16 protein-coding genes and 6 pseudogenes are annotated in these 21,613 nt (G+C 67.0%); 11 read left to right on the top strand and 11 right to left on the bottom strand.

The features are described from left to right. Positions 1 to 383: 383 nt before the first annotated feature. Entirely contained in the window at positions 384 to 956 is a 573-nt protein-coding gene (locus ACFZDL_RS46575) for an integrase core domain-containing protein (RefSeq protein WP_391194527.1), read from the bottom strand. A gap of 431 nt (positions 957 to 1,387) precedes the next feature. Between ACFZDL_RS46575 and ACFZDL_RS46570 the strand changes: the two genes are divergently transcribed. The 4 genes and pseudogenes from ACFZDL_RS46570 (at position 1,388) to ACFZDL_RS46555 (ending at position 4,252) form a co-directional block, all read left to right on the top strand. Then, positions 1,388 to 1,681 (top strand): hypothetical protein, encoded by a 294-nt coding sequence (locus ACFZDL_RS46570; protein WP_353597275.1) that lies wholly within the window; start codon positions 1,388 to 1,390, stop codon positions 1,679 to 1,681. Positions 1,682 to 1,853: 172 nt separating this feature from the next. Next, complete coding sequence (locus ACFZDL_RS46565) at positions 1,854 to 3,275, top strand: cytosine permease (RefSeq protein WP_353597269.1); 1,422 nt, start codon at positions 1,854 to 1,856, stop codon at positions 3,273 to 3,275. A gap of 142 nt (positions 3,276 to 3,417) precedes the next feature. After that, positions 3,418 to 4,044: pseudogene (locus ACFZDL_RS46560) on the top strand (Tn3 family transposase); the annotation flags it as partial. A gap of 76 nt (positions 4,045 to 4,120) precedes the next feature. After that, positions 4,121 to 4,252, top strand: a complete 132-nt coding sequence (locus tag ACFZDL_RS46555; RefSeq protein WP_353597270.1) for a hypothetical protein — start codon at positions 4,121 to 4,123, stop codon at positions 4,250 to 4,252. Between the two features lie 299 nt (positions 4,253 to 4,551). Here the strand turns inward: ACFZDL_RS46555 and ACFZDL_RS46550 are convergent, their stop codons facing one another. Beyond that, positions 4,552 to 5,664, bottom strand: a complete 1,113-nt coding sequence (locus ACFZDL_RS46550; RefSeq protein WP_353597271.1) for an integrase core domain-containing protein — start codon at positions 5,662 to 5,664, stop codon at positions 4,552 to 4,554. Between the two features lie 298 nt (positions 5,665 to 5,962). Beyond that, entirely contained in the window at positions 5,963 to 6,742 is a 780-nt protein-coding gene (locus ACFZDL_RS46545; RefSeq protein ID WP_353597272.1) for an NAD(P)H-dependent oxidoreductase, read from the bottom strand. Positions 6,743 to 6,879: 137 nt separating this feature from the next. On the opposite strand from ACFZDL_RS46545, the gene ACFZDL_RS46540 reads away from it, so the two are divergent. Further along, complete coding sequence (locus tag ACFZDL_RS46540) at positions 6,880 to 7,728, top strand: helix-turn-helix transcriptional regulator (RefSeq protein WP_353597273.1); 849 nt, start codon at positions 6,880 to 6,882, stop codon at positions 7,726 to 7,728. A 207-nt stretch (positions 7,729 to 7,935) separates the two neighbouring features. Here the strand turns inward: ACFZDL_RS46540 and ACFZDL_RS46535 are convergent, their stop codons facing one another. Together ACFZDL_RS46535 and ACFZDL_RS46530 are read right to left on the bottom strand one after the other, a co-directional pair. Further along, positions 7,936 to 8,073 carry a hypothetical protein gene (locus ACFZDL_RS46535; RefSeq protein ID WP_353597274.1) on the bottom strand — a complete coding sequence of 46 codons (138 nt, stop codon included), beginning with the start codon at positions 8,071 to 8,073 and terminating at the stop codon, positions 7,936 to 7,938. A gap of 48 nt (positions 8,074 to 8,121) precedes the next feature. Next, positions 8,122 to 9,219: an integrase core domain-containing protein gene (locus ACFZDL_RS46530; protein ID WP_391194521.1), complete on the bottom strand. Its 1,098-nt coding sequence runs from the start codon at positions 9,217 to 9,219 to the stop codon at positions 8,122 to 8,124. 224 nt (positions 9,220 to 9,443) lie between these two features. Here ACFZDL_RS46530 and ACFZDL_RS46525 point away from each other — a divergent pair. Further along, a pseudogene (locus ACFZDL_RS46525) lies at positions 9,444 to 9,968 on the top strand (IS21 family transposase); the annotation flags it as partial. Positions 9,969 to 10,128: 160 nt separating this feature from the next. On the opposite strand, the gene ACFZDL_RS46520 reads toward ACFZDL_RS46525, so the two are convergent. The 3 genes and pseudogenes from ACFZDL_RS46520 to ACFZDL_RS46510 form a co-directional block, all read right to left on the bottom strand. Further along, complete coding sequence (locus ACFZDL_RS46520) at positions 10,129 to 11,607, bottom strand: alginate lyase family protein (RefSeq protein ID WP_353597082.1); 1,479 nt, start codon at positions 11,605 to 11,607, stop codon at positions 10,129 to 10,131. A 422-nt stretch (positions 11,608 to 12,029) separates the two neighbouring features. Continuing rightward, a pseudogene (locus ACFZDL_RS46515) lies at positions 12,030 to 12,149 on the bottom strand (IS5/IS1182 family transposase); the annotation flags it as partial. Between the two features lie 52 nt (positions 12,150 to 12,201). Next, a pseudogene (locus ACFZDL_RS46510) lies at positions 12,202 to 12,865 on the bottom strand (IS110 family transposase); the annotation flags it as partial. Here ACFZDL_RS46510 and ACFZDL_RS46505 point away from each other — a divergent pair. Beyond that, positions 12,866 to 13,708: an integrase core domain-containing protein gene (locus tag ACFZDL_RS46505; protein ID WP_353597083.1), complete on the top strand. Its 843-nt coding sequence runs from the start codon at positions 12,866 to 12,868 to the stop codon at positions 13,706 to 13,708. 82 nt (positions 13,709 to 13,790) lie between these two features. Here ACFZDL_RS46505 and ACFZDL_RS46500 read toward each other — a convergent pair whose 3' ends face one another. Both ACFZDL_RS46500 and ACFZDL_RS46495 read right to left on the bottom strand, forming a co-directional pair. Beyond that, a complete protein-coding gene (locus ACFZDL_RS46500; protein ID WP_353597084.1) occupies positions 13,791 to 14,684 on the bottom strand; it encodes a helix-turn-helix transcriptional regulator in 894 nt (297 codons plus the stop codon). A gap of 27 nt (positions 14,685 to 14,711) precedes the next feature. Further along, positions 14,712 to 15,518, bottom strand: coding sequence for an SDR family oxidoreductase (locus tag ACFZDL_RS46495; RefSeq protein ID WP_353597085.1), 807 nt, complete (start codon positions 15,516 to 15,518; stop codon positions 14,712 to 14,714). Positions 15,519 to 15,849: 331 nt separating this feature from the next. Between ACFZDL_RS46495 and ACFZDL_RS46490 the strand changes: the two are divergent. From ACFZDL_RS46490 to ACFZDL_RS46475, 4 genes and pseudogenes are all read left to right on the top strand, one after another. Further along, a pseudogene (locus ACFZDL_RS46490) lies at positions 15,850 to 17,229 on the top strand (IS1380 family transposase); the annotation flags it as partial. A gap of 248 nt (positions 17,230 to 17,477) precedes the next feature. Continuing rightward, complete coding sequence (locus ACFZDL_RS46485) at positions 17,478 to 18,635, top strand: serine hydrolase domain-containing protein (protein ID WP_353597086.1); 1,158 nt, start codon at positions 17,478 to 17,480, stop codon at positions 18,633 to 18,635. 686 nt (positions 18,636 to 19,321) lie between these two features. Beyond that, positions 19,322 to 19,822 carry an integrase core domain-containing protein gene (locus ACFZDL_RS46480; protein WP_391194516.1) on the top strand — a complete coding sequence of 167 codons (501 nt, stop codon included), beginning with the start codon at positions 19,322 to 19,324 and terminating at the stop codon, positions 19,820 to 19,822. Positions 19,823 to 19,853: 31 nt separating this feature from the next. Continuing rightward, a pseudogene (locus tag ACFZDL_RS46475) lies at positions 19,854 to 20,434 on the top strand (aminoacyl--tRNA ligase-related protein); the annotation flags it as partial. A 31-nt stretch (positions 20,435 to 20,465) separates the two neighbouring features. Here ACFZDL_RS46475 and ACFZDL_RS46470 read toward each other — a convergent pair. Further along, positions 20,466 to 21,437: a C45 family peptidase gene (locus tag ACFZDL_RS46470; protein WP_353597088.1), complete on the bottom strand. Its 972-nt coding sequence runs from the start codon at positions 21,435 to 21,437 to the stop codon at positions 20,466 to 20,468. Positions 21,438 to 21,613 lie beyond the last annotated feature (176 nt).

Raw genomic sequence — 21,613 nt, 5'->3', positions numbered from 1 at the left:
CGCCGACCAGGCAGCGGCCAAACCAGTGAACCTGAAACCACGTCAACCCGCCCTGACCAGCTAATCAGCCACACCCGCGCACCGGGGGAACCTCAGTCAGCCACCGTACGGCGGTGAAGGCACCCTTCAGCCGCGATGATCCCCGACGAACTGGAAAGGGCTCACCCAGTTGGCCTCGCCGACGAAGTACATCGCGGCCCTCCGCAGGACTTGCACTCAGTCTCCAGCGCCGATGCGGGCCGGGCCCTGAGCTGCTTGTTCTCCCGTTTCGACACGTCGTCGGAGGGTCCATCGGCTGCCTTTGCCGCCCGCGGTGAGCCGCTCGCACCCGCCGCGCGGCCTTTCCGGGCCCGCTCGGCCCCTGAAGGGTGTCAATATTCCGATCAGGCCGCTGAGCTGGGCGTTTTCTGTGGACGGTGAGGCAGCCGTGGTGACGTGGTGTGGTACTCGTTGAGCAGTCCGCCACGTACCTGGCGGCGCCTGACCGCGGCAGCGGGCAGGAGGATGACGTTTGGGGCGTCGTCAGGTGCTCGTAGGCCAAGGCCACGGTGGGCCCGTCCCGCGTTGTAGTGCTCCGCGTATGTGGTGAGGACCGCGCGGAGGTGTCGTTCACCGGTGATGAGGAGGCGATCGGTACATTCGGCGCGGGCTGTAGGTATCCATCGTTCGGCAAACGCGTTGGACCGCGGGCTTTGCGGCGGAGTCGGGATGACGGCTGTGCCGTTGTCGGCGAAGACGGCGTCGAACGCGTCGGTGAACTTGCTGTCCCGGTCACGGATGAGGAACCGGAAGCACCCAGCCCTCTCCTCGAGATCCATCAGCAGATTGCGGGCGAGTTGAGTGACCCATGCCCCGGTGGGATGTGCGGTGACACCCAGGACATGGACGCGCCGGGTCTTAATCTCCATGACGAAGAAGACGTAGAGGCGCTTGAGGAAGACGCTCTCCACGTGCATGAAGTCACAGGCAAGCAGAGTGTGGGCCTGAGCGCGGAGGAACGAGCGCCAGGTCTGCTGGGATGTACGCTGCGGTGCGGGCGGTAGACCGGAGCGCCGCAGAACACGCCGGATCGTGGCGGCGGCAACCCTATGGCCAAGCCGAAGCATTCACCCTGGATCCTGACGTACCCCCAGGTCGGATTCCCCCTTGCCAGGCGCTGGATGAGCGCGACTGTCTCTTCCGACAACGGTGGTCGGCCGGGCCTGACCGGCGCTTGGCGCCACTTCCAGCGCGCCAGACGGCGATGCCAGGCCAGCAGCGTGCCCGGGGTGACCAGCCGATGGCAGCGTAAGACGGATGGCAGATGCCGTGCGAGAGCGGAGAGCACGGCACGATCGGCCCATGAGAGCCGCGGCCGCTCGATCTGTCGGCGCAGCACAGCAACCTCATGGCGAAGCGTGAGGATCTCAGCGTTGTTCGCGGCTGTCGATCGGCCCAGCAAGAGGAGGACGCCCAGCAGTCGGCAGAAGATCAGGTAGAGCAGTCGCAGACCCACGATCAGCGATCATGCCCATATTCGGGCCTTCGCAAAGCCCCAGGTCAACCACCCTACGGCAATAAAGACACCCTTCAGGCCGCCGACGACGGCGCCGCCACCAGGCCTTCACATATCACCGGCAATGTCGACATTCCCTCGCACCGTCCGATGATCTGTTACCTCGGATTAACGCCGAAGCATTGACAACCTATTCAGCCATCGAGAACTCTGCATGATGTTATGCAGCAGGTCCACGGGACGCTCCCCGGTCCAGCTCGCCGCCGACTCCCCGCCGGAGGGGCGTCGCCGAGCCGCGACGCGCGAGGGAACCCGCGGCTCGGCTCACGCACGGCGAGCAGCAGAGGCTGGTGAAGTGATGGCAGGCGGGCTGGTCGAACTCCGCTCGATCGATGTCGTCCCCGACAACGAGCGACACGGCAGGGCATTCTCACAGTTCACGCTCTGGCTCGGGGCGAACCTCCAGATCACGGCCGTCGTCACCGGCGCCCTCGCCGTCGTCTTCGGCGGCGACGTGGTCTGGTCGATCGTCGGTCTGCTGATCGGGAACCTCCTCGGCGGCGCGGTCATGGCCCTGCACTCGGCACAGGGCCCGAAGCTGGGGCTGCCGCAGATGATCCAGTCGCGCGCCCAGTTCGGGGTGCGCGGCGCCGTCGTGCCCCTGCTGCTGGTGGTCGTCATGTACGTCGGCTTCTTCGCGAGCGGCAGCGTGCTGGCCGGGCAGGCGGTCGGCGAGCTGACGTACACCAACGACACGACCGGCATCGTCGTCTTCGCCGCCGTCACAGCGGTCATGGCGGCGGTCGGCTACCGGGTCATCCACACACTGGGCCGCATCGCGAGCCTCATATGCGCCCTGGCCTTCGTCTATCTGGGCATCCGGCTGCTGGACCGGGCGGACCTCGGTGCGCTGCTCGGCGACGCGCACTTCTCCTTCCCGATGTTCATGCTGGCCATGTCGCTATCGGCGTCCTGGCAACTGGCCTTCGGCCCGTACGTGGCGGACTACTCGCGCTATCTGCCCCGCACGACCTCGGCCAAGGCCACCTTCTGGTGGACCCTGTCGGGCTCGGCGCTCGGCTCGCAGTGGTCGATGACGTTCGGCGTCCTGGTCGCGGCCACCGCCGGAGAGCAGTTCCTGGCCAGCCAGGTCGGCTACGTCGTCGCGCTTGGCGGCACCGGCGCCGTCGCTTCCTTCTTTTACTTCGTGATCGCCCTAGGCAAGCTCACCATCAACGTCCTCAACACCTACGGCGGCTTCATGTCGCTGGTGACCGGTGTCAGCGGCTTCCAGGGCCAGCGGGTGCTCTCGCGGCTCGGCCGCACCGCGTACATCGCCCTGATCATGGTGGTGGGCACCACGATCGCCCTCCTCGGCAAGGACAGCTTCCTGTCCTCCTTCAAGGACTTCCTGCTCTTCCTGCTGACCTTCTTCACCCCGTGGTCGGCGATCAACCTGGTCGACTACTACCTGATCTCCAAGGAGCGCTACGACATCCCGGCGCTCTCCGACCCCCGCGGCCGCTACGGGGCCTGGCGGTGGGGCGCGCTGGCGGTGTACGCGGCGGGGCTGCTCGCGCAGCTGCCGTTCCTGGCGACGGGTTTCTACACCGGCCCCTTCGTGGAGCCGCTGGGCGGTGCGGATGTGTCGTGGATCGTGGGCCTGGTCGTCCCCGCACTGCTGTACTGGCTGGTCGCCCGGCGGAAAGCGGCACACCTCCCGAAGCCGTCGGCCGACGCGCCCATTCCCGGTCCGGAGGCGGTCGCGCCGCGGCGGTGACGAACCCGAACCGCGCGGGCGGGTCGACCGGAGCGAGGCGGCCGAGTTCCTCGCTCCCGTAGGTGGCGATGGCATGGGTGATGCCCCATCTGCGCGATACTCGGCTCAGTCGTGGCGGGCGAGGAGAGCTGGTTTCCCGGTCAGCCCGCGCGACTCCCTCTATGTGCTGGACGGGCTCTACGACCGCGACGGCGGCAAGCGCCCGGAGATGATCGTCACCGACACCGCCTCTTACAGCGACATCGTCTTCGGGCTCCTGGCCCTGACCGGTTTCGCCTACGCCGCGCAGCTCGCTGACCTGCCGGATCAGAAGATGTGGCGCATCGACCGCACCGCGGACTGCGGGGCCTTCCAGGACGCCGCCCGCGGCCGGGTCGACCTGGCAAGGATCGAGCGGCACTGGGAGGACATCCTGCGGATCATCGGCTCCATCCACACCGGCGCCGTCCGCGCCTACGACGTCATCCGCATGCTCTCCCGGGACGGACGCCCCACCCCGCTCGGCGACGCGATCGCCCACTACGGGCGGATCTCCAAGACCCTGCACATCCTGCGCCTGGCCGACGAGACCGGCTACCGGCGGCTACATGGACGCCGCGGTGAACCAGCTGCGCGCGGACGGCTTCGACGTCCGGGACTAGGACACCGCCGCATCTCCCCGTTCGTGCGGCATCACATCAACGTCCTCGGCCGGTACTCCTTCCAGCTTCCCGACCTGCCCGGCGGCCTGCGGCCCCTGCGCGACCCAGACGCCACCGACGAGGAATAAGGGCCCTGACCTGCGCCGCCGGACGGAAGGGCCCTGGATGTGTGGCCAGGAGGATCGTCCGGCGACGCGGTCAGTGATGCGGTATCGAGCTGCCGAAGAGCAGCAGGCGGTCGCGCCGGTACTGCGGCTCGGCCTGCCGCACAAGGAGCTGGCAGCGGGCGAGGAGCCCGCAGTTCGCGAAGGGGACGGCGCTGACGCGCAGGAGTAGCCCTGGCCGCGCCGTACGGTCTCCCCGTGGTCGAGGGCGGCCCTCTCGGCAGGCCCCAGACCGGTGGCGCGGAGGAAGTCGGCGACAGCTGTGCGGATGGCGCCGTATTCGCGGGTCAAGATCAATCTCAGCGCCAACCCCGGTTCGACTGACACCCGAGGCCACATACGTAGCCTTCCGGCTTGCTCGACTCTCCTGATGAGCCTCGGCGAAAGGGCACAGCCATGTCTTCGGCCATGCGTAGAACGACGAACACTCCGGTGGTACGGCGGCTGGCCTGAAGGGTGTCAATATTCCAATCAGGCTGCTGAGCTGGGCCTTTCCTGTGGATGACGAGGCAGCAGGGGTGGCATGGTGTGGTACTCGTTGAGCAGTCCGCCAAGTACCTGGCGGCGCCTGACCGTGGCAGCGGGCAGGGGGATGACCTTCGGGTCGTCGTCGAGTGCTCGCAGGCCGAGGTTGCGGTGGGATCGTCCGGCGTTGCAGTGCTCGGCGTAGGTGGTGAGGACCGTGCGCAGGTGTCGTTCGCTGGTGATGAGGAGCCGGTCGGTGCACTCGGTACGGGCTGTGCGTATCCATCGTTCGGCAAACGCGTTTGACCGAGGGCTTTGCGGCGGAGTCGGGACGACGGCTGTGCCATTGCCGGCGAAGACAGCGTCGAACGCGGCGGTGAACTTGCTGTCCCGGTCACGGATCAGGAACCGGAAGCACCCAGCCCTGTCGCCGAGATCCATGAGCAGATTGCGGGCGAGTTGGGTGACCCATGCCCCGGTGGGGTGGGCGGTGACACCCAGGACATGGACGCGCCGGGTGGCGATCTCCATGACGAAGAAGACGTAGAGACGCCTGAGGAAGACGGTCTCCACGTGCATGAAGTCGCAAGCCAGCAGCGTGTGGGCCTGGGAGCGCAGGAAGGACCGCCAGGTCGGCTGGGAGGCGCGCTGCGGTGCGGGCGGCAGACCGGAGCGGCGCAGAACGCGCCGGATCGTGGCGGCGGCGACCCGATGACCGAGCCGTCGGAGTTCGCCTTGGATCCTGACGTATCCCCAGGTCGGGTTCTCTCGCGCCAGGCGCTGGATGAGCCGGACCGTCTCTTCCGCCAGCGGCGGTCGGCCGGGTCCGGTCGGGGTTTGGCGCCATTTCCAGCGCACGAGACGGCGGTGCCAGGTCAGCAGTGTGCCCGGGGTGACCAGCCGGTGGCGGCGTAAGACGGGTGGCAGGTGCCGGGCGAGAGCCGAGAGCACGGCACGATCAGCCCATGACAGCCGCGGACGCTCTACCTGCCGACGAAGCACAGCGACCTCATGACGAAGCGCGAGGATCTCGGCGTTCTTCGCGGCAGTCGATCGGCCCAGCAAGAGAAGGCAGCCCAGTAGCCGACAGAAGATCAGGTAAAGCAGTCGCAGACCCACGATCAGCGATCATGCCCATACTTCGGCGATCGAAAAGCCCCAGGTCAACCACCGCACGACAATAAAGACACCCTTCAGGCGACGCACTCTGGCCGGCGATCATCGTGGCCCTCAGCGCGGTTATCGGTCTCGTCTACTGCGTACGCTTTGCCGCCGTCCTCTTCCGCGCCGGCGGGCACCGCGCGCTCGGGGAATCCGCCCGTACACCCTGGCTGGTGGCCCTCGCCCTCACCGTTGCCGCGACCCTCGGGCTGATCCTCGGGTTCATGCCCCAGCCCGTCCCGTCCACCGTCGGCGGTCAGCCGCGCACGTGCAGCCCGAAACCCGTGCGGCCCGTGGGCTCCAGCCCCTCCTTCAGGTGCAGCGAGGGCATCTCGTAATCGCCGAAGTTCTGCGGCCGGAACGGGATCGGCTCGGTCGACTCCAGGGTGAGCAAGCGCTGCTCCCATGCCTTGGCGATGTCCGGATAGTCCTCGCTGGTCATCCGGGCGGTACCGAACACCAAAAACGGCGGCAGCACCTGGATGCCCGGATACCAGAGGATGCCGTGCTGGATTGGGAACAGCAGATCATCGATGGGGCCCTGGATCCCGCGAGGGGCGTAATGCGGTTCCGGGGCGCCGATGGTCACCGACAGCAAAGCCTTCCTGCCCACGAGGGTGCCTTCTCCGAAGCGATCGCCGAACCTGGCGTCGCTGTGTTCGCCGACGCCGTACGCAAAGTTGAAGGTGAACACCCTTTCCACCCAGCCTTTGAGAATGGCGGGCATCGTGTACCACCACATCGGGAACTGCATGATGATCGTGTCGGCCCACAGCACTTTCTCCTGCTCGGCGAGGATGTCCGGGGCGAGCGTCCCGGCCTCGAAGGCCCGGCCGGAGTCGTGGGCGAGGTTCAGCGGATGTGATGCGCTGGGGCCGAAGTCCGCGGCGTCCACGACCGCCTTCCAGTTCATCGCGTACAGATCGCTGACCCGTACCTCATGTCCGGCGGTCTCCAGTGTGGATACCGCGTGGTCCTTCAGCGCGCTGTTGAGCGACCTCGGCTCCGGGTGGGCGTAGACGATCAGCGTCTTCATCGAAACTCCTTCGGATCGGCTGTGTCCGATCGTGGGCGCTGTGGCGCCCGGCATCCAGGGACACTTCTTCCATCGGACGGGACTTCCTGGTAATGGCAGGACCACCCTCCCGGACAGCAACGCGCCATACTGGGAGCATGGACGATCTCGCGGGCTTCCTGCGGACCCGGCGCTCCCGGGTCGACCCGGCTGGCATCGGCATCACCACCGACAGCCGCCGCCGGGTCGAGGGGCTGCGCCGTGAAGAGGTCGCTCACCTGTCCGGAGTCAGCGTCGACTACTACGTACGCCTGGAGCAGGGCCGCGCGACCCAGCCATCCGAGCAGGTCCTCGACGCGCTCGCCCGCGTCCTCGGCCTCGACGAGACCGAACGCGGGCACCTTTACCGGCTCTCCCGGCAGCGCCGCCGCTGCCCCAAGGCGCCCAGCGGGCGAGTCCGGCCGGAGCTGCTGCGCGTCCTCGCCCTGGTCGCCGACGCACCCGCGATGATCATGAACCACCGCCTGGACGTGCTCGCCGAGAACCGCCTCGCCGGGCTCCTCTACGGCCGGTCGACGCCGGGTCTGAACATCGCCCGGCACATCTTCCTCGAGGAGACCGAACGCGGCCTTTACGTGGACTGGGAGAAATGCACCCTCGATGTAGTCGGGCACCTGCGCCTGGCTGCCGGCAAATATCCCGAGGACCCCCGCCTGGCCTCGCTCATCGGCGAGTTGGCGATGGGCAGCGAACGCTTCCGCCGCCTCTGGGCCCGCGCGGACGTGCGCGCCCGCACACACGGACGCAAGACGTACCGGCACCCGCTGGTCGGACTGCTGGAACTGCACCAGGAGAACTTCGCGCTAACGGACGAATCAGGCATGGAGCTGCTTGTGCTCTCCGCGGCCCCCGGCAGCCCCACCGAGGACGGGCTGCGCCTGCTCGCGAGCCTGGACGCGGAAGGCGATGACGCGCACCCCACAGTGAACGCTCAGGTCCGCGAATAACGTCAATCGCTCACCCGCCGCCGAGATCGCCTCAACACACTGACGACTTCCCTGAAGCGACGTATCGTCGAGGGCTTGGTCCAGCATGAGGTTGGGTGTGCAGGGGCTCAGGGAACGGGCCCGACGCCCGGCCCTGCACCGGCAATACCGGGCGAGCCGAAGCCCGCACACCCTTCCTCCGCTCGGCAACCCTCCAGGTCAGTGCAACTAGCGGGCCAAACCGCGCATCAGGAGCTCTGAGAGCTGAGCGTAGGCATCGGCATCGCCGAGGCCGGTGGCTGCGGCTACCTGGCGCTGTTGGATCCGCACCATCACCGCAGTGATGACGTCGGCGGCGAACGCCACGTGCACATCGCGGAACACTGCCCTTGCCGGAAATCTCATCCGTGCAGGTCACGCTGGATGTTGATATGCGTGGAGGACGCCGCCGAGGCGATCGTGTCGGCGTATGTCGAGGCGGGCTAACGCGTCGGGATCGTCGATCGGTCGGGGCAAGGGGTGCAGTGGCCTGGCGTTCGCGATGGCCTGGTGTGGCCTGTGTGCGTTGTAGAACTGCTCGAACTCGCGCAGGGTGTGGAGGAGATGTCGTTGGTTCCAGATCAATGTCCGGTCCAGGAGCTCGCGGCGACAGGTCTGTATCCAGCGCTCCGTGATCGAGTTCATTCGTGGCATCTGGATGCCGCTGAGCACGACGTCGATCCCTGCGTCCTTGAGGACGGCATCGAAGAGGTCGGGGAACTTCCCGTCCCTGTCCCTGATCATGAACCGTGCGCGGCAGCCGAGGTCTTCGAGGTCCATGACGAGGTCTTTCGCCGCTTGCGCTACCCAGGAGGCGATCGGATGCGCGGTGGCGCCCAGGACGCGGATCCGGCGACTGCCGTGTTCGATCACCACGAGCACGTACATCCGTACCCCAGACAGCGTGACTGTTTCCATGAAGTCACAGGCCAGCAGGGCATCAGCCTGAGCGCGAAGGAAGGTGGCCCAGGTGCTGGAGTTCCGCTCGGGTGCTGGGTCGATGCCGGCCTCCTTCAAGATCTCCCAGACAGTGGACGCGCCCACCTTCACCCCCAGTACGAGCAGCTCGCCGTGTAGACGCCGGTAGCCCCAGCTCGGGTTCTCCTTCGCCAGGCGCAGCACCAGGATGCGGATGGAGCGCACCGTGCGTGGTCGTCCAGGGCGTTTGGGCCGACAGGACGTGGCATGGCGGCGCGCGACGAGGCTGCGGTGCCAACGCAGTACCGTGTCGGGGCGTACGAGCCGTCGTAACCTTCGCAGGACGTGGAGCGGCAGCCGGTGCAGCAGCGCCGCCAGGAACGCCCGATCGCTCGGCCTGAACCGGACTTTCTGCTTGTCGAGTTGGCGTTCCAACACGGTGATCTGGTGGCGCAGGGCGAGGATCTCAGCGTCCTTGCTTCGGTCGGTCATCGGCAGCAGGCGAAGCATCGCGAACGCGTTCGACACGCCCAGGTAAGCCAGTCGCAGCAGCACGATCGATCATCATGACGCCCTGCTAGCAGCTCCGCGAGAGCGCCAGCTCGAGCTACCGCGGCCAAGAGTCCCGGGAAACCCGAAGAGCTCCCCCACCAGGGCGGATGAGGTTTCCGGCAAGGGCAGGCTCCGAAGGGCCAATTCCTTCATCTCTCACATAGCATCGCTTCTGAGAGAGCTTGCCTACATTTCGCGCCCCTTCCGCGTTCGTGGCACACGAGATCATGGAGATTCTTGAGGCGTATGACCTCGCAGGCAGCTACCGTGCCGCGGCCGAGCTGGCCGGGTGCGACCACCACGCGGTGGCCCGGTATGTGAAGATGCGGGCCGCTGGGCAGCACCCTGACCGGCGGAGGCACCGAGCTCGGGCGATCGACGGCTATCTGCCGAAGATCGAGGAGTCGGTGGTTCGCTCGCACGGCAAGATCCGTGCGGACGTGGTGCACAAGAGGATCGTCGCGATGGGCTTCGCGGGCGGGGAACGCACCACCCGCCGCACGGTCGCCGAGGCGAAAGCCCAGTACCGGGCCGGACGGCGTCGTATCTACCGGCCGTGGGTGACCGAGCCGGGCTTGTGGTTGCAGTACGACTGGGGTGACGGGCTGCTGATCAAGGGCCGCAAGACCACGCTGTGGTGCGCGTGGCTGGCCTGGTTCCGTTTCCGCGTGGTGATTCCCGTGTGGCACAAGACACTGCCCACAATCACCGCCTGTCTGGATGCGACTTTGCGGCGGATCGGCGGAGTGCCGGGCCCACCCCGACAGCCCCGCCCACATCCCGTCAAAAATTTTGACAGCTACACCGGTTCTCTCTTCCGTCCCTACTGGGCACCGGATCTCGCGGCAGCGCACGGCGCGTGCAGAGAGCCCGACTGTGGTCAGTCACCGGATTTTTGTGTCACCGCGGGTGTCACTCCGCGTCGCGGCGGGCCTGGCCGCGGCGGCGGAGCAGCAGGAGGCCGCCGGCGACCGCGGTGACGCCGGTCGCGGCCGTCCACAGAGCGAGGTCCGAGGTACCGGTGGCGGCCAGGTCCTTGTCGCTCTTTCCGCCCTGGGCGCTGACGTCCCCGGATGACTGCCCGGCCGAGGACTTGGATGAACCGGATGTTCCGGAGGTACCGGACTTGGCGGCCGCCGACTTCGACGGGGACGGTGAGGCCGCCGCCTCGGCCGCGGTGGCCTTGTCCCGGGTGTACGCCAGTGTGCCGAAGCCGAGTTCGTCGAATCCGCCGCTGTTCGGGCCGTAGTCGCCGCCGCCTCCCTCGGGCCCGCTGCGGGCCACCATCTCGCGGGTGTTCGGCATGGCCATGCCGCGCCTGTTGGCGTAGTGGTTGTAGACCCGCGCCCAGACCGGGCGCCTACCGCCACGGCCACCTTCGGAGATGACGGTCTCCTCCGTGTTCAAGCAGTGCACGCCGTTTGTCCAGGTGTAGGTGGTGTAGGGCACCTCGTAGCCGAGGTTGTACCGGGCGACGTACTCGCACGCCTTGCGGAACTTGGAGTCCTCCGCGCCGTAGAGGTCGACGCCCTGGTTCCAGGCCATCTCGCATATGGTGCCCATCAGGCCGATGCCCAACAGGCTGTGGCCCTGGTCGCGCCCGCTCTCCTGCCACTGGGCCAGGTCGTTGTCGTAGACGTAGGGGATCGCCTTGTCCAGCGCGCCGTTGCCTGCGCCGTGGTAGAAGTAGTCGACCGTCTCGTTGAACTTGGCCCGGTCGTCGCAGAGGATCCCGATGGCCATGATCGAGGCCATCGAGCACAGGTCCCAGTTCGCCCAGTAGTGGCCGATGCAATTGGTCTTGCGGTGCATGAAGGAACGGTTCATCGGATAGAAGTGGTTGACCAGCATGTCCTGGAAACGGGCCAGGTCGAAGCCGGGGTAGCCGCGCATGAGCTCGCCGACGTTGGCGAACTGGTACCCCTGGATGCCCGCCATGAGCACGACTTCGGAGCCTCCGGCGATGCCCTTCAGCTTGCCCGACCAGGCGTTGCAGATGTCCCGTGCGGTGTCGGCGTGTGCGGTGTCGCCGGTGATCTTCCAGCGCAGCGCGTTCTGGTAGGCGGCGTGGACGTCGTGGTAGAGAGCCCCGTAGTTCTGGACGTAGCTCCCTCCCCGGGCCGGGGTCGCCAGCGGGTTGGGCAGCCATGTGGTCTGCGAGTGACGGTTGGCGGTGAGCCTGGCGAAACCCGCCGTGTAGGGGGCGGCGCCCGCCTTCACCTTGGCGGCCATGCGCTCGAGATCGGCCCGGGTGTGGAGCATCCCGGGATGCGAGAAGGATGTGCGCGCCGCCGTCGCGGGGGAAGCGGCCACGCCCGTGCCGATGCCGACCGCGCCGGTCGCCGCTCCCGCGGCCTTGAGCATGGTGCGTCGGCTGATCTGAAGTGTCACTGTGTCGTTCCTTGGGCTCTTGTGGGGACAGTGCCTACGTAGGGAGACGTGATACGGAGCGGGCGATAACACAAAAGTGGGCACCACCGATGAAAGGCAGGTGGTTTTGACGGTCCTCCGTCATGGGACTCAGCGTCACCCGGACGCATCTGGACAGGCAGGTCGACGATGGCGGACGCTCCCAGGAACACCCCCGTGGGCCGGCAACTCCAGATGGAGACACACGGCCTCGGTGTCATCCGCGACGCGGAACGCAGGGGCACTCCCCCGTCACCGGGGCAAACGGCACGAACTCCGGTCTCAACCCACAGGGCAATCTGCCAGGGCTGTCCACATTCCGGGCACTTCGCGGGTAGTGCTGGCATCGTATGGCTATGGCAGCGATAGGAGACACGTCCGAGCCTGATAGCCCTGTACTCGGATCACGTTGGTCGGAGGCTGCGGATCCAGTTCACGGCACCGCGTAGGTGGAGTCCGGCGAGGTAGCTGGTGGCGGTCTTGTCGTAGCGGGTGGCCAGGCCCCGCCACTCCTTGATCTTGTTGGTTGGGTAAGCCGCGCGACGAGGTGCCTGCCATGTGAAGGCCCTTTGTGGCAGCCACCGCGTCGGCACCTCGGACACCGCGATGGGCGAGCCACGCCGTGAGCCGGGCCCTCCCGCGGCGCTGGATAGCGGCTGGTGTCTGGTAGCCGGTCAGCAGGACCAGCGCGCCCTTGTGCGCCGAGTAATCGAAGGCCCGCTCCAACGCGGGGAAGACACCGGTCAGCACATCGCGGAGCCGGTTGATCATCCGTATCCGGTCAGCCACGAGGTCGGTGCGATGGGCGGTCAGCAGCGCGAGGTCAGTGGCCAGCTGCGCGGGCACGTCGATCGGGGCGAAGTCCCGGCGGTGCCGGGCGGTCTCGGCGGTGCCGGACGGTCTCGGCGATGACGTAGGCGTCGCGGGAGTCGGTCTTGGCCTCGCCCCGGTAAGCTGCGGACATCCGGTTGACCGTGCGGCCGGGTACATAGACAGCGTGCTGTCCATGAGCTGCGAGCAGAGCCAGCAGCAACGCGGAAGCGGTGCCGCAGATGTCCACGGCCCAGTGGACCACGTCGGCCAGCTCCAGGATCTCGCCGAGCGCACCGAGGATCGCCAACTCGTCGTTGTCGACCTTCCTGGACCACACCGTCGCGCCGGTCTCGTCGACCACCGCCACCCAGTGATGCCCCTTGCCCGCGTCGACACCTGCCCACACCCGAGCTCGCCCCTTGCTCATGTGCCCTCCTCGTTCCCAACAGGTTTTCTGTCGGCCCGGGGAACACCCCGCTGTCATCTCCGTAATCAGCGACCGAAGCGCATATCTCAATCAGCAGTCAGGGCGCCCCGGAGAACCGGACGGCCACTCCCAGAGAGCCACACTCAAGGCAAGATCCTCATCAGCCACATCCGGCCCTCCCGGGCCACCAAACAACTTACGGAGATCCTCAACGCGGCCGGCATCGACCCTGCTCCACGTCGCTCAGGCCCCACCTGGCGCGAGTTCCTGACCGCGCAAGCCAAGGGCATCATCGCGGCAGACTTCTTCCCCATCGACACCGCCCTCGGCAGGCGGTTGTATGCGCTGGTGTTCCTCGAGCACGGCACCCGGCGGCTGCACATCACCGGGATCACCGCCCACCCGACCCGGGACTGGGCAGTGCAGCACGCGCGGAACCTCACCGCCGACCCGGGCATACGCATCGAGACCCTGCGCTTCTTGTTGCGCGACCGCGATGGCAAGTACGGCGAGGCCTTCGACGCCGTCTTCAAGGCCGAGGACATGGAGGTCCTCAAAAGTGCGCCAGAAGCTCCCCGCATGAACGCGCACTGCGAACGCATCATCGGCACCATCCGACGCGAAGCCCTCGACCACATCCTCATCATGAACGAGGCCCACGCCCGCCACGTCCTCGCAGCCTACGAGCGGCACTACAACGAACACCGACCTCACCAGGCCCGCAACCAGCTACCACCCGACGCCTTCGAACAACCCGCCGCAGCACATGGCTTCAGCACCGGCAAAGTCCTGCGCAACCGGATCCTCGGCGGCCTCATCAACGAGTACAGATATGCAGCATGACATGCAGCGATGACTTTTCGAGCGGTGCGGTCTGCCCGCGCTGGTCGGGGAGACGGACCCTGGTACGGCTGAAGGGGTTGGACTATCCGTTGTGTGCTTCGAGCTCGGTCGCCAGCGTCTGTTGGGTGGCCGCCCACGACGCCAGGAGCGCCAAATTGTCAGCGGTCGGCGTGCCCGCGGGTGCGGTGTAGACGTTGAGGTGCAGGCCGGGTTCGGCGGGCAGTTCCAGGGACTCGACGTCCAAGTCGAGTCGGCCCACGATCGGATGGTGCACCCGCTTGCGTCCGGACCGGTGCAGCCGCACATCCTGAGATGCCCACCGCTGCCGGAATAGCTCACTGCACGTTGACAGTTCGCCGACCAGGGCGATCAGCTCCTCGTCGTGCGGATTGCGGCCGGCTTCCATGCGTAGCTTCGCGGCCGCGTCACCGGCAACTTGGTCGTAGTCGACAAAGAAATCTCTGGCTGCCGCGGAGTTTAGATAGACGAACCGCGCTGTGTTCGCTGGCCTTCGCGGGTCGGCCAGCACCGGTGAAAACAGCGCGCGGGCGAGTTGATTCATGGCGAGCACGTCATAACGGCCGTTACAGATCCAGGCCGGCGCATCGGAGATCGCGTCGAGCACCTGTTGCAGTGTCGAGCGCACCGTCGAGGCAGACCTGCGCCGGCGTGGGCCGCTGGGCGCCCTGGATTGGCGCGCGAGGTGGAACAGGTGGTCGCGCTCGGCCTCGTCGAGTTGCAAGGCAGAGGCCAACGCGTCGAGCACGCCGTCGGAGGTACCGGCGAGGCTGCCGCGCTCCATGCGCACGTAGTAGTCGACTGACACCCCCGCCAGTAGCGCTACCTCCTCGCGGCGCAGACCTTTGACCCGACGGTTGCCGCCGTATGCGGGCAGGCCCGCCTGCTCGGGTGCGATGCGGGCGCGACGCGAGCTGAGAAACTCCCGGATCTCGGTGCGTAGATCCATCGTGGCCATCCCCTCACCGTATGCCCGTTCCGCAGTCTAAGGGGTACCCGTTGCGGTCGTCGCGATGCCGCCGTCTACCGGGATGATGGTGCCCGTGAGGTAGGACCCGGCCCGGCTGGCGAGGAACACGGCGATACCCGCCATGTCGTCGTCGCGGCCGAGCCGGCGCAGAGGGGCCGCCGCCGCGATTGTGTCGCCGATGGCATCGAGCGTGGACGCCATCATCTGTGACGGGAACACTCCCGGTGCTACCGCGTTCACCGTGACGTGCTGTGGGCCCAGCTCTCTGGCAAGCACTCGGGTGAGTTGATGGAGTGCCGCTTTGCTGCTGGCGTACGAGTAGTTGGGCGACTGGGCGACGTGGATGGCGGCGATACTGCCGATGTTGATGATCCGCGCGGGATCATCGGCGGTGCCCGCCCTGCGAAGTGCAGGGAGCAGCGCCTGCACCAGCCAGAACGGCGACTTGAGGTTGAGGTCGATCACTGCGTCCCAGGCCTCGTCCGGGAACGTCTCTAGCGGCTCGCGCCACATCGCTCCCGCGTTGTTGACAAGGATGTCCAGGCGTTCCGTGTCGACCTTGACAAGATCAGCGAGGCGCTGACACTCGTCGTGCCTGGACAGGTCGGCGGGAATTGCTTGAACGTCGCCGAATTCGGACAGTAGATGCTGTGCCTTCGCGCACGCGTCTGCCTTGCGTGAGCTGATGACAACGCGGGCGCCCGCCTGGAGAAGGCCGCGCGCTATCATCATCCCAATGCCCTTGGTGCCGCCAGTGACAAGGGCATACTTCCCACTCAGATCGAAAAGTTCTGCACGAGTGGTGAATTGGGCGTCCGCCATTGATCTCCGTCCCTTCTGCCGTGGAACAATGCGCCGACACGGTCGCGCATTCGGGGCAGCTGAATTGAACTGATGAGGGTAAAGCTGCAGTGCGTGTCCATGAAGTGTTGTCGGCACTTTCGACTCAACCAGGTTGACAGGCGTTTGGGACGTCTGGGAGACCCGGGTGATACAGGTACTGTCAGAACCCCCTTGCCTGGTGCGCTGAGTCCGGATCACCCGGCTTGATGCCGGTGGATGGTTCCTCCAGAAACAAAGAAGTGCCTTGCGACCTGCGATGATGGGGTCTCTCTAGGACCACATCAGGCACGATCGGCAAGGCACTTCCGAGATGCAATCTTCCCATGCCGCGGCGGCGGTCTCATCCGCGTTCGATGATCCGAACCTGATCGCGTACGGCAGGCTGGAGCCGGTGGTGCGGCTGGCCGAGCGGTGCGGTCTACCCGCGCTGGTCGGGGAGCACGGCCGGCTGCCCGCCTCGAAGGACGGCACCGGCGCCTTCCCTACGGCGAAACTGATGTCGCTGGTGGGCGGCATGGCCGCGGGCGCCGACAGCATCGACGACATGGACCGGCTGCGGCACGGTGCGATGGGCCGCCTGTTCTCCGGAGTGCGGGCCCCGTCCACGCTGGGGTCGTTCCTGCGCTCCTTCACCCACGGGCATGTGAAGCAACTGCACGCCGTGGCCCGCCGGTTCCTGCCCGAACTGGCCGGTCACACCCCGCTGCTGCCCGGCGCGGACCAGGCCGCATACGTGGACATCGACGACACCATCCGCCGCACCCACGGCTACGCCAAACAGGGCGCTGGCTACGGATACAGCAAGGTCAAGGGTCTGAATGCGCTGCTCGGCATCGTCTCCACGCCCCTGTCCGCCCCTGTGATCGCTGCCACCAGGCTGCGCAAGGGACCCTCGAACTCCGCGCGCGGGGCGGCAGCGTTCGTCACTGAGACCATCCGCACCGCACGCGCCTGCGGCGCCAGCGGCCTGCTGGTGCTGCGGGCGGACTCCGCGTTCTACGGCTCCGACGTCATCAACGTCTGCCGGGCCCTGGGTGCCCGCTTCTCCATCACCATGCGGATGAGCGCCTCCGTCAAGGCCACCATCGCCCGCATCGACGAGGACGCCTGGACACCGATCAAATATCCCCAAGCGGTCTGGGACGAGGAGGGCCAGTGCTGGATCTCCGACGCCGAGATAGCCGAGATCCTCTACACCGCTTTCACTTCCAAGCCGAAGAAACAGCAAGTCACCGCCCGACTGATCGTGCGCCGCGTCAAGCGCCTGAGCGCCGGCACCGTCCCCGCCGGGCAGGGCACGCTCTTCGACACCTGGCGCTACCACGCCGCGTTCACCGACTCCCCGCTCGCCGTGAGGGATGCCGAGCGTGATCACCGCCGGCACGCTGTCGTCGAGCAGGTGATCGCCGATGTCAAGAACAGCGGCTTCGCCCACGCGCCGTCCGGTCATTTCCAGGCCAACGCCGCGTGGCTCGCCCTGACGGCCCCGGCACACAACCTGACCCGCGCCGCCGGCGCCCTGGCCTCCGCGTTCCATGCCAGGGCGACCACCGCCACCATCCGTGACCGCCTGATCAACGTGCCCGCCCGCCTGGCCCGCTCCGCCCGCCGCCTCACCCTGCACCTGCCCGAACGCTGGCCCTGGAGTGCGGACTTCACCCAGCTGTTCAGCATGGTGCATGCACCGCCGGCCCCTGACGCTCCCCGACCGACCTGCCCGGAAGGGCCCGAGACCTGTGGACAGAGTGGAAGAGCTGGGCAGACCAGCGGCCACCCCATGCCCGAATCCGTAACTCAGCCCCAACACGGCCTGCACGACCCCGAAACCATTAACCGGGAATCAAGCCGGTGGATCCGGGCTGAGCGTTCTCAGCGAAGCTCGGCGACGGGTACGTTGTCTCATCGAGTTGATCAATAGATCGGGGAACGGGGGAACCGGTGCACAGGCTCGATGGCGATGCGGAGGAGGGCTTCACTCAGGTCAAAGAGGCGTTCGCCTCGTTGGTGGAAGCCGACCCGGATCACGACATGCAGGTGGCGGTTTATCACTGCGGGCGGTTGGTGGTGGATCTTTGGGCCGGCCCGGAGATCCGGCAGGACTCGCTGCTGAACATCGCGTCCGTGGGCAAGGCTGCCGCATATGTCTGCGCCGCGCTGCTCGTACAGCAGGGCGACCTGGAGCTCGATCGGGCCGTGGCATGGTACTGGCCGGAGTTCGCGGCGGCCGGCAAGCAGGACGTGACGGTTCGGCAACTGCTGAGTCACCAGGCCGGTCTGGTTGGCGTGGACGGCGGTTTCACCCTCGACGAGCTCCACGATGACCAGGCGGCAGCCGTCCGGCTGGCTTCCCAGCGCCCCTTTTGGCGGCCGGGCACGGCGCACGGCTACCACGGGTTCACCATTGGCCCGTTGATCGGCGAGCTGGTGCGGCGGATCACCGGCAGCACCCTGCGTGATTTCCACGCCGCAATGGTCCGCGAGCCGCGGAGCATCGACATGTTCGTGGGGCTGCCCGCCGAATACGAGCCTCGCGTTCTGACCCTCCAGTCACCCGTGCCGAGCGAGCAGGCCGGCTCCGACCCCGTGCCAGCACCGGCGCCCGACAGTCTTGCCGGCCTGGCATTCAGCGTCCCGGTGGCCGACAGGCTCGGCCTCATCAACGCCCGCCGATTCCGTGCAGCCGGGCCGGTCTCGATGGGAGTCCTGGCCAGCGCACACGGAATCGCCCGAATGTACGCCTCATGCCTTGACGCCGTGGATGGCCTGCCTGCCCTGCTGACCGCGAAGACGCTGGGGGAGTTCGCTCAGATCCATTCCGCCGGCCATGACCTGACCCTGGCCTGCCCCAGCCGCTACGGCTTGGGATTCCAACTGCCCGGCGATGCACAGCCCTACCTGTCCGCCCGCACCTTCGGCCACGATGGTGGAGGCGGTAGCTGGGGATTCGCGGATCCCTCGACCAGACTTGCCTTCGGCTATATCCGGCGCCGTATGACCAACCCCGGAGGTCTCGGTCCCGACGCGCACCTGCTGGCTCGCGCTGCCCGCGCCTGCGCCGCCGTCAGCTCGACTTCTGATGGTGTTACGCGAGGCTGAGGCCCGCCGACCCTGTGGGTGCCGGGAATTATGTCACCCCGGCTGACCTGCTGGTTCGGATCTGCCCAGATCTCGGGAGCGGCGAGCCGTTTTGAGGCAGCGTGCTGGTCGTGGTGATACGGCTGATCTACCTGCTCGCCTGCCAGACCTTCCGATGGCTTGCCCGGCTCGCCCGTTCGGATGCCTCGAAGAACGCAGAGATCTTGATGCTCCGGCACCAGCTCGCCATAGCACGCCGTGCCCAGCCCCGGCCCCGCTTCTCATGGAGCGACAGGGCCGTCATGGCGGCACTGCTCCGGATCGTCAGCAAGCAGCGGCGTACCCGGGTGGCCTTGCTGGTCTCTCCACGGTCGGTCCTTCGCTGGCACGCACGACTCATCGCCTGGAAGTGGACCTACCCATCCCGTCGCCCCCCCAAAAAAACCAGAGGCCCTGCGGCAACTGGTCGTGCGTCTGGCGCGGGAGAACCCTGGATGGGGATACCGCCGCGTCCACGGAGAGCTCCTCGGCCTGGGCCGCAAGGTCGCCGCCTCCACCGTCTGGTCCATTCTGAAGCAAGCAGGGATCGACCCATCGCCGCAGCGCGCGGACCGCTCCTGGGCCGCTTTCCTCAAAGCCAAGTCCTCCGCGATCGTAGCCACCGCGATCTGTTCCACATCAACACGGTCTTCCTGCGGCGTTGGTTCGTGCTGTTCTTCATCAACCACGGCACCCGCCGTGTGCACATCGCCGGCATCACCCGACACCCGACCAGCTTCTGGATCACCCAGCAAGCCCGCAACTACCTCATGGACCTCGGCGACCACGCCAAGTCGATCAAGTTCCTCATCCGGGACCGCGGGGCCTACTTCACCGACAGCTTCGACGCCGTCTTCCAGGCGATCGGCGTGCACGTCCTTCCAACACTGCCCCGAGTACCGCGGATGAACGCCATCACGGAACGCTGGATCGGCTCATGCCGACGCGAGGCGACCGACCGCATCCTGATCACGGGAGAGCGCCACCTACGCCTCGTCATCAGCGAGTACGCGAAGCACTACAACCAACACCGGCCACACCGATCCCTCGGACAACGGGCGCCGGACCTACTCACCGAGCACGGACCACCCACCACCACCGACAACACTCGCATCCATCGACACGATCGACTCGGCGGCCTCATCCACGAATACCGATGTGCAGCGTGACCTGCCCGGATGAGATTTCCGGCAAGGGCACCGTTACCGGCTCTCCCTCCCGGGCCCCAGTGGCAAGTACGTTGCCGCACCCGAGAAGTGGCAACAGTCCACCGCCCTGCTGACCGACGTCCTCGACCGCTCCGGCCTGCCCCACGAGGCAGCCGATGGAGAGGCCGCGTTCTACGGCCCCAAGATCGACGTCCAGGTCACCGACGGCGCCGGCCGGGAGTCCACCCTGTCCACCGTCCAGGTCGACTTGCACCAGCCCGAGCAGTTCGACCTGCACTACATCGGCGCGGACGGCGCCAAACACCGCCCGGTCATGGTCCACCGCAGCATCATCGGCAGTGTGGAGCGAGCCGTCGCCCATCTCATCGAACAGCACGGCGGTGCTTCCCCGCCTGGCTCGCCCCCACCCAGCTGGTCATTCTCCCGATCTCCGACACCGAACTGCCGAACGCCGCAGCCCTCGCCCAACGCTGCACCCGCCTCGGACTGCGTGCCCAGATCGCGGGACCGGACCGCGGCAGCCTGGGCGCCCGAATCCGCGAGGCCCGCCTGGTTCCCTACCAAGCCGTCATCGGCGCCAAAGAGGCCGCTGACGATCACGTCGCACTGCGCTTCAGCTGCTCCGCTTCACCGGTGCCAAGGATCAGCCCCTCTCGACGGACCTCATGCCAGGCTCGAACGCGGCGAAGGACTGCTCCCAACGCTGCCCCCGCGGCCAGATATAGGAGACTCGCCCCTCGGTGGGTCGGTACGCCGCAGTGTAGAGCGTGCCGCCCATGCCCGGGTCGAGCGCTCCGGCGTACAGCGGTGGGCTCAGTAGCGCCTCGACGACCTGCTCGACGGGATCCTGGGAGCCGCTCGCCGCTGTGGTGGCTCCGCGTACGGCGGCCAGCCTCTCCTGGGTGCGGCTGATCTTCTCCTGTTCCTCGGAGACCGGCTCGCGCTGGTGGTTCGTGACGCACACGTCTACGGCGTGGGTCGGCGGAATGTCGGGTCCGAGGTGGACGGAGAGCGCCTGCTCATGGTCGACCAGAGTGAGGTTGTGGGCCGTGGAGACGGGGATGGTCTGCAGTCGCTCACACGCCTCCTGGACCGTCTCGCAAGTCTCCAGCAGGTAGCGAATGACCATCGCAATGCACATCCCCTCGCCGTGCACGAACCTTCCGCCGAAGGTGAGCGAGACGGCGAGCCCCGCGTCGTTCACCCCGTCGAGCAGCCCCCACAGCAACTCGCTCATGCCGATGACCGGACGCAGATAGTGCGTATGGGCGATGATGCGCGCGCAGTCTTCCGGCTGGAAGTCGTAGTTGCGCACGAGCGTCCCGGCCACAGCCGTCTGCGAGCACCCTGCGAAGAACGGCTTCCACGTGGTCCCGGTGAGCAACGCGGCAGCGCCCGGCCGGTCGAGAGCCTTCGCGAGTTCGTCGAGCACCGGCGCGAGTTCCGGCAGGTGCCGCTCGAAAGCCGCCACCGCCGCGGCCCCGCCTTCGGGCGTCCAGGTCCTCTCGTCCACCAGGGACCTGAGTCCGGGCCAGGCGGCCCGGGCCCGCGCGGTCCAGGCGTCACTGCCTGGCCTACCGTCGTCGACCGCCTCGAATATCAGAGTTCTCGTCATAGGCGCACTCTAGTGATCCACTTGTCGTCCATGGCCTCATCACCGCGCACGCTTTCCGGAACGGGCCCTACTCACCGTGACCCGTAGACCGAGAATCGCGTTCACTTGCCACCAACGGGCATCCGACCACTTCGGGGCCCTGCGCGCGTGCTCCCTGGCCCACTCACACCCTTCAG

This window comes from Streptomyces sp. NPDC007917 (genome assembly GCF_042959105.1).
Lineage (GTDB): Bacteria > Actinomycetota > Actinomycetes > Streptomycetales > Streptomycetaceae > Streptomyces.
Note: the sequence above shows the minus strand (reverse complement) of the source record. Positions and strands in the feature narration are given on the sequence as shown.

What these genes read in the sequence shown, in the direction of transcription:
- ACFZDL_RS46575 (WP_391194527.1), bottom strand. Translation starts at nt 956, where the DNA reads ATGCACGTGGAGAGCGTCTTCCTCAAGCGCCTCTACGTCTTCTTCGTC.
- ACFZDL_RS46570 (WP_353597275.1), top strand. Translation starts at nt 1,388, where the DNA reads ATGGCGAAGCGTGAGGATCTCAGCGTTGTTCGCGGCTGTCGATCGGCC.
- ACFZDL_RS46565 (WP_353597269.1), top strand. Translation starts at nt 1,854, where the DNA reads ATGGCAGGCGGGCTGGTCGAACTCCGCTCGATCGATGTCGTCCCCGAC.
- ACFZDL_RS46555 (WP_353597270.1), top strand. Translation starts at nt 4,121, where the DNA reads ATGCGGTATCGAGCTGCCGAAGAGCAGCAGGCGGTCGCGCCGGTACTG.
- ACFZDL_RS46545 (WP_353597272.1), bottom strand. Translation starts at nt 6,742, where the DNA reads ATGAAGACGCTGATCGTCTACGCCCACCCGGAGCCGAGGTCGCTCAAC.
- ACFZDL_RS46540 (WP_353597273.1), top strand. Translation starts at nt 6,880, where the DNA reads ATGGACGATCTCGCGGGCTTCCTGCGGACCCGGCGCTCCCGGGTCGAC.
- ACFZDL_RS46500 (WP_353597084.1), bottom strand. Translation starts at nt 14,684, where the DNA reads ATGGCCACGATGGATCTACGCACCGAGATCCGGGAGTTTCTCAGCTCG.
- ACFZDL_RS46495 (WP_353597085.1), bottom strand. Translation starts at nt 15,518, where the DNA reads ATGGCGGACGCCCAATTCACCACTCGTGCAGAACTTTTCGATCTGAGT.
- ACFZDL_RS46470 (WP_353597088.1), bottom strand. Translation starts at nt 21,437, where the DNA reads ATGACGAGAACTCTGATATTCGAGGCGGTCGACGACGGTAGGCCAGGC.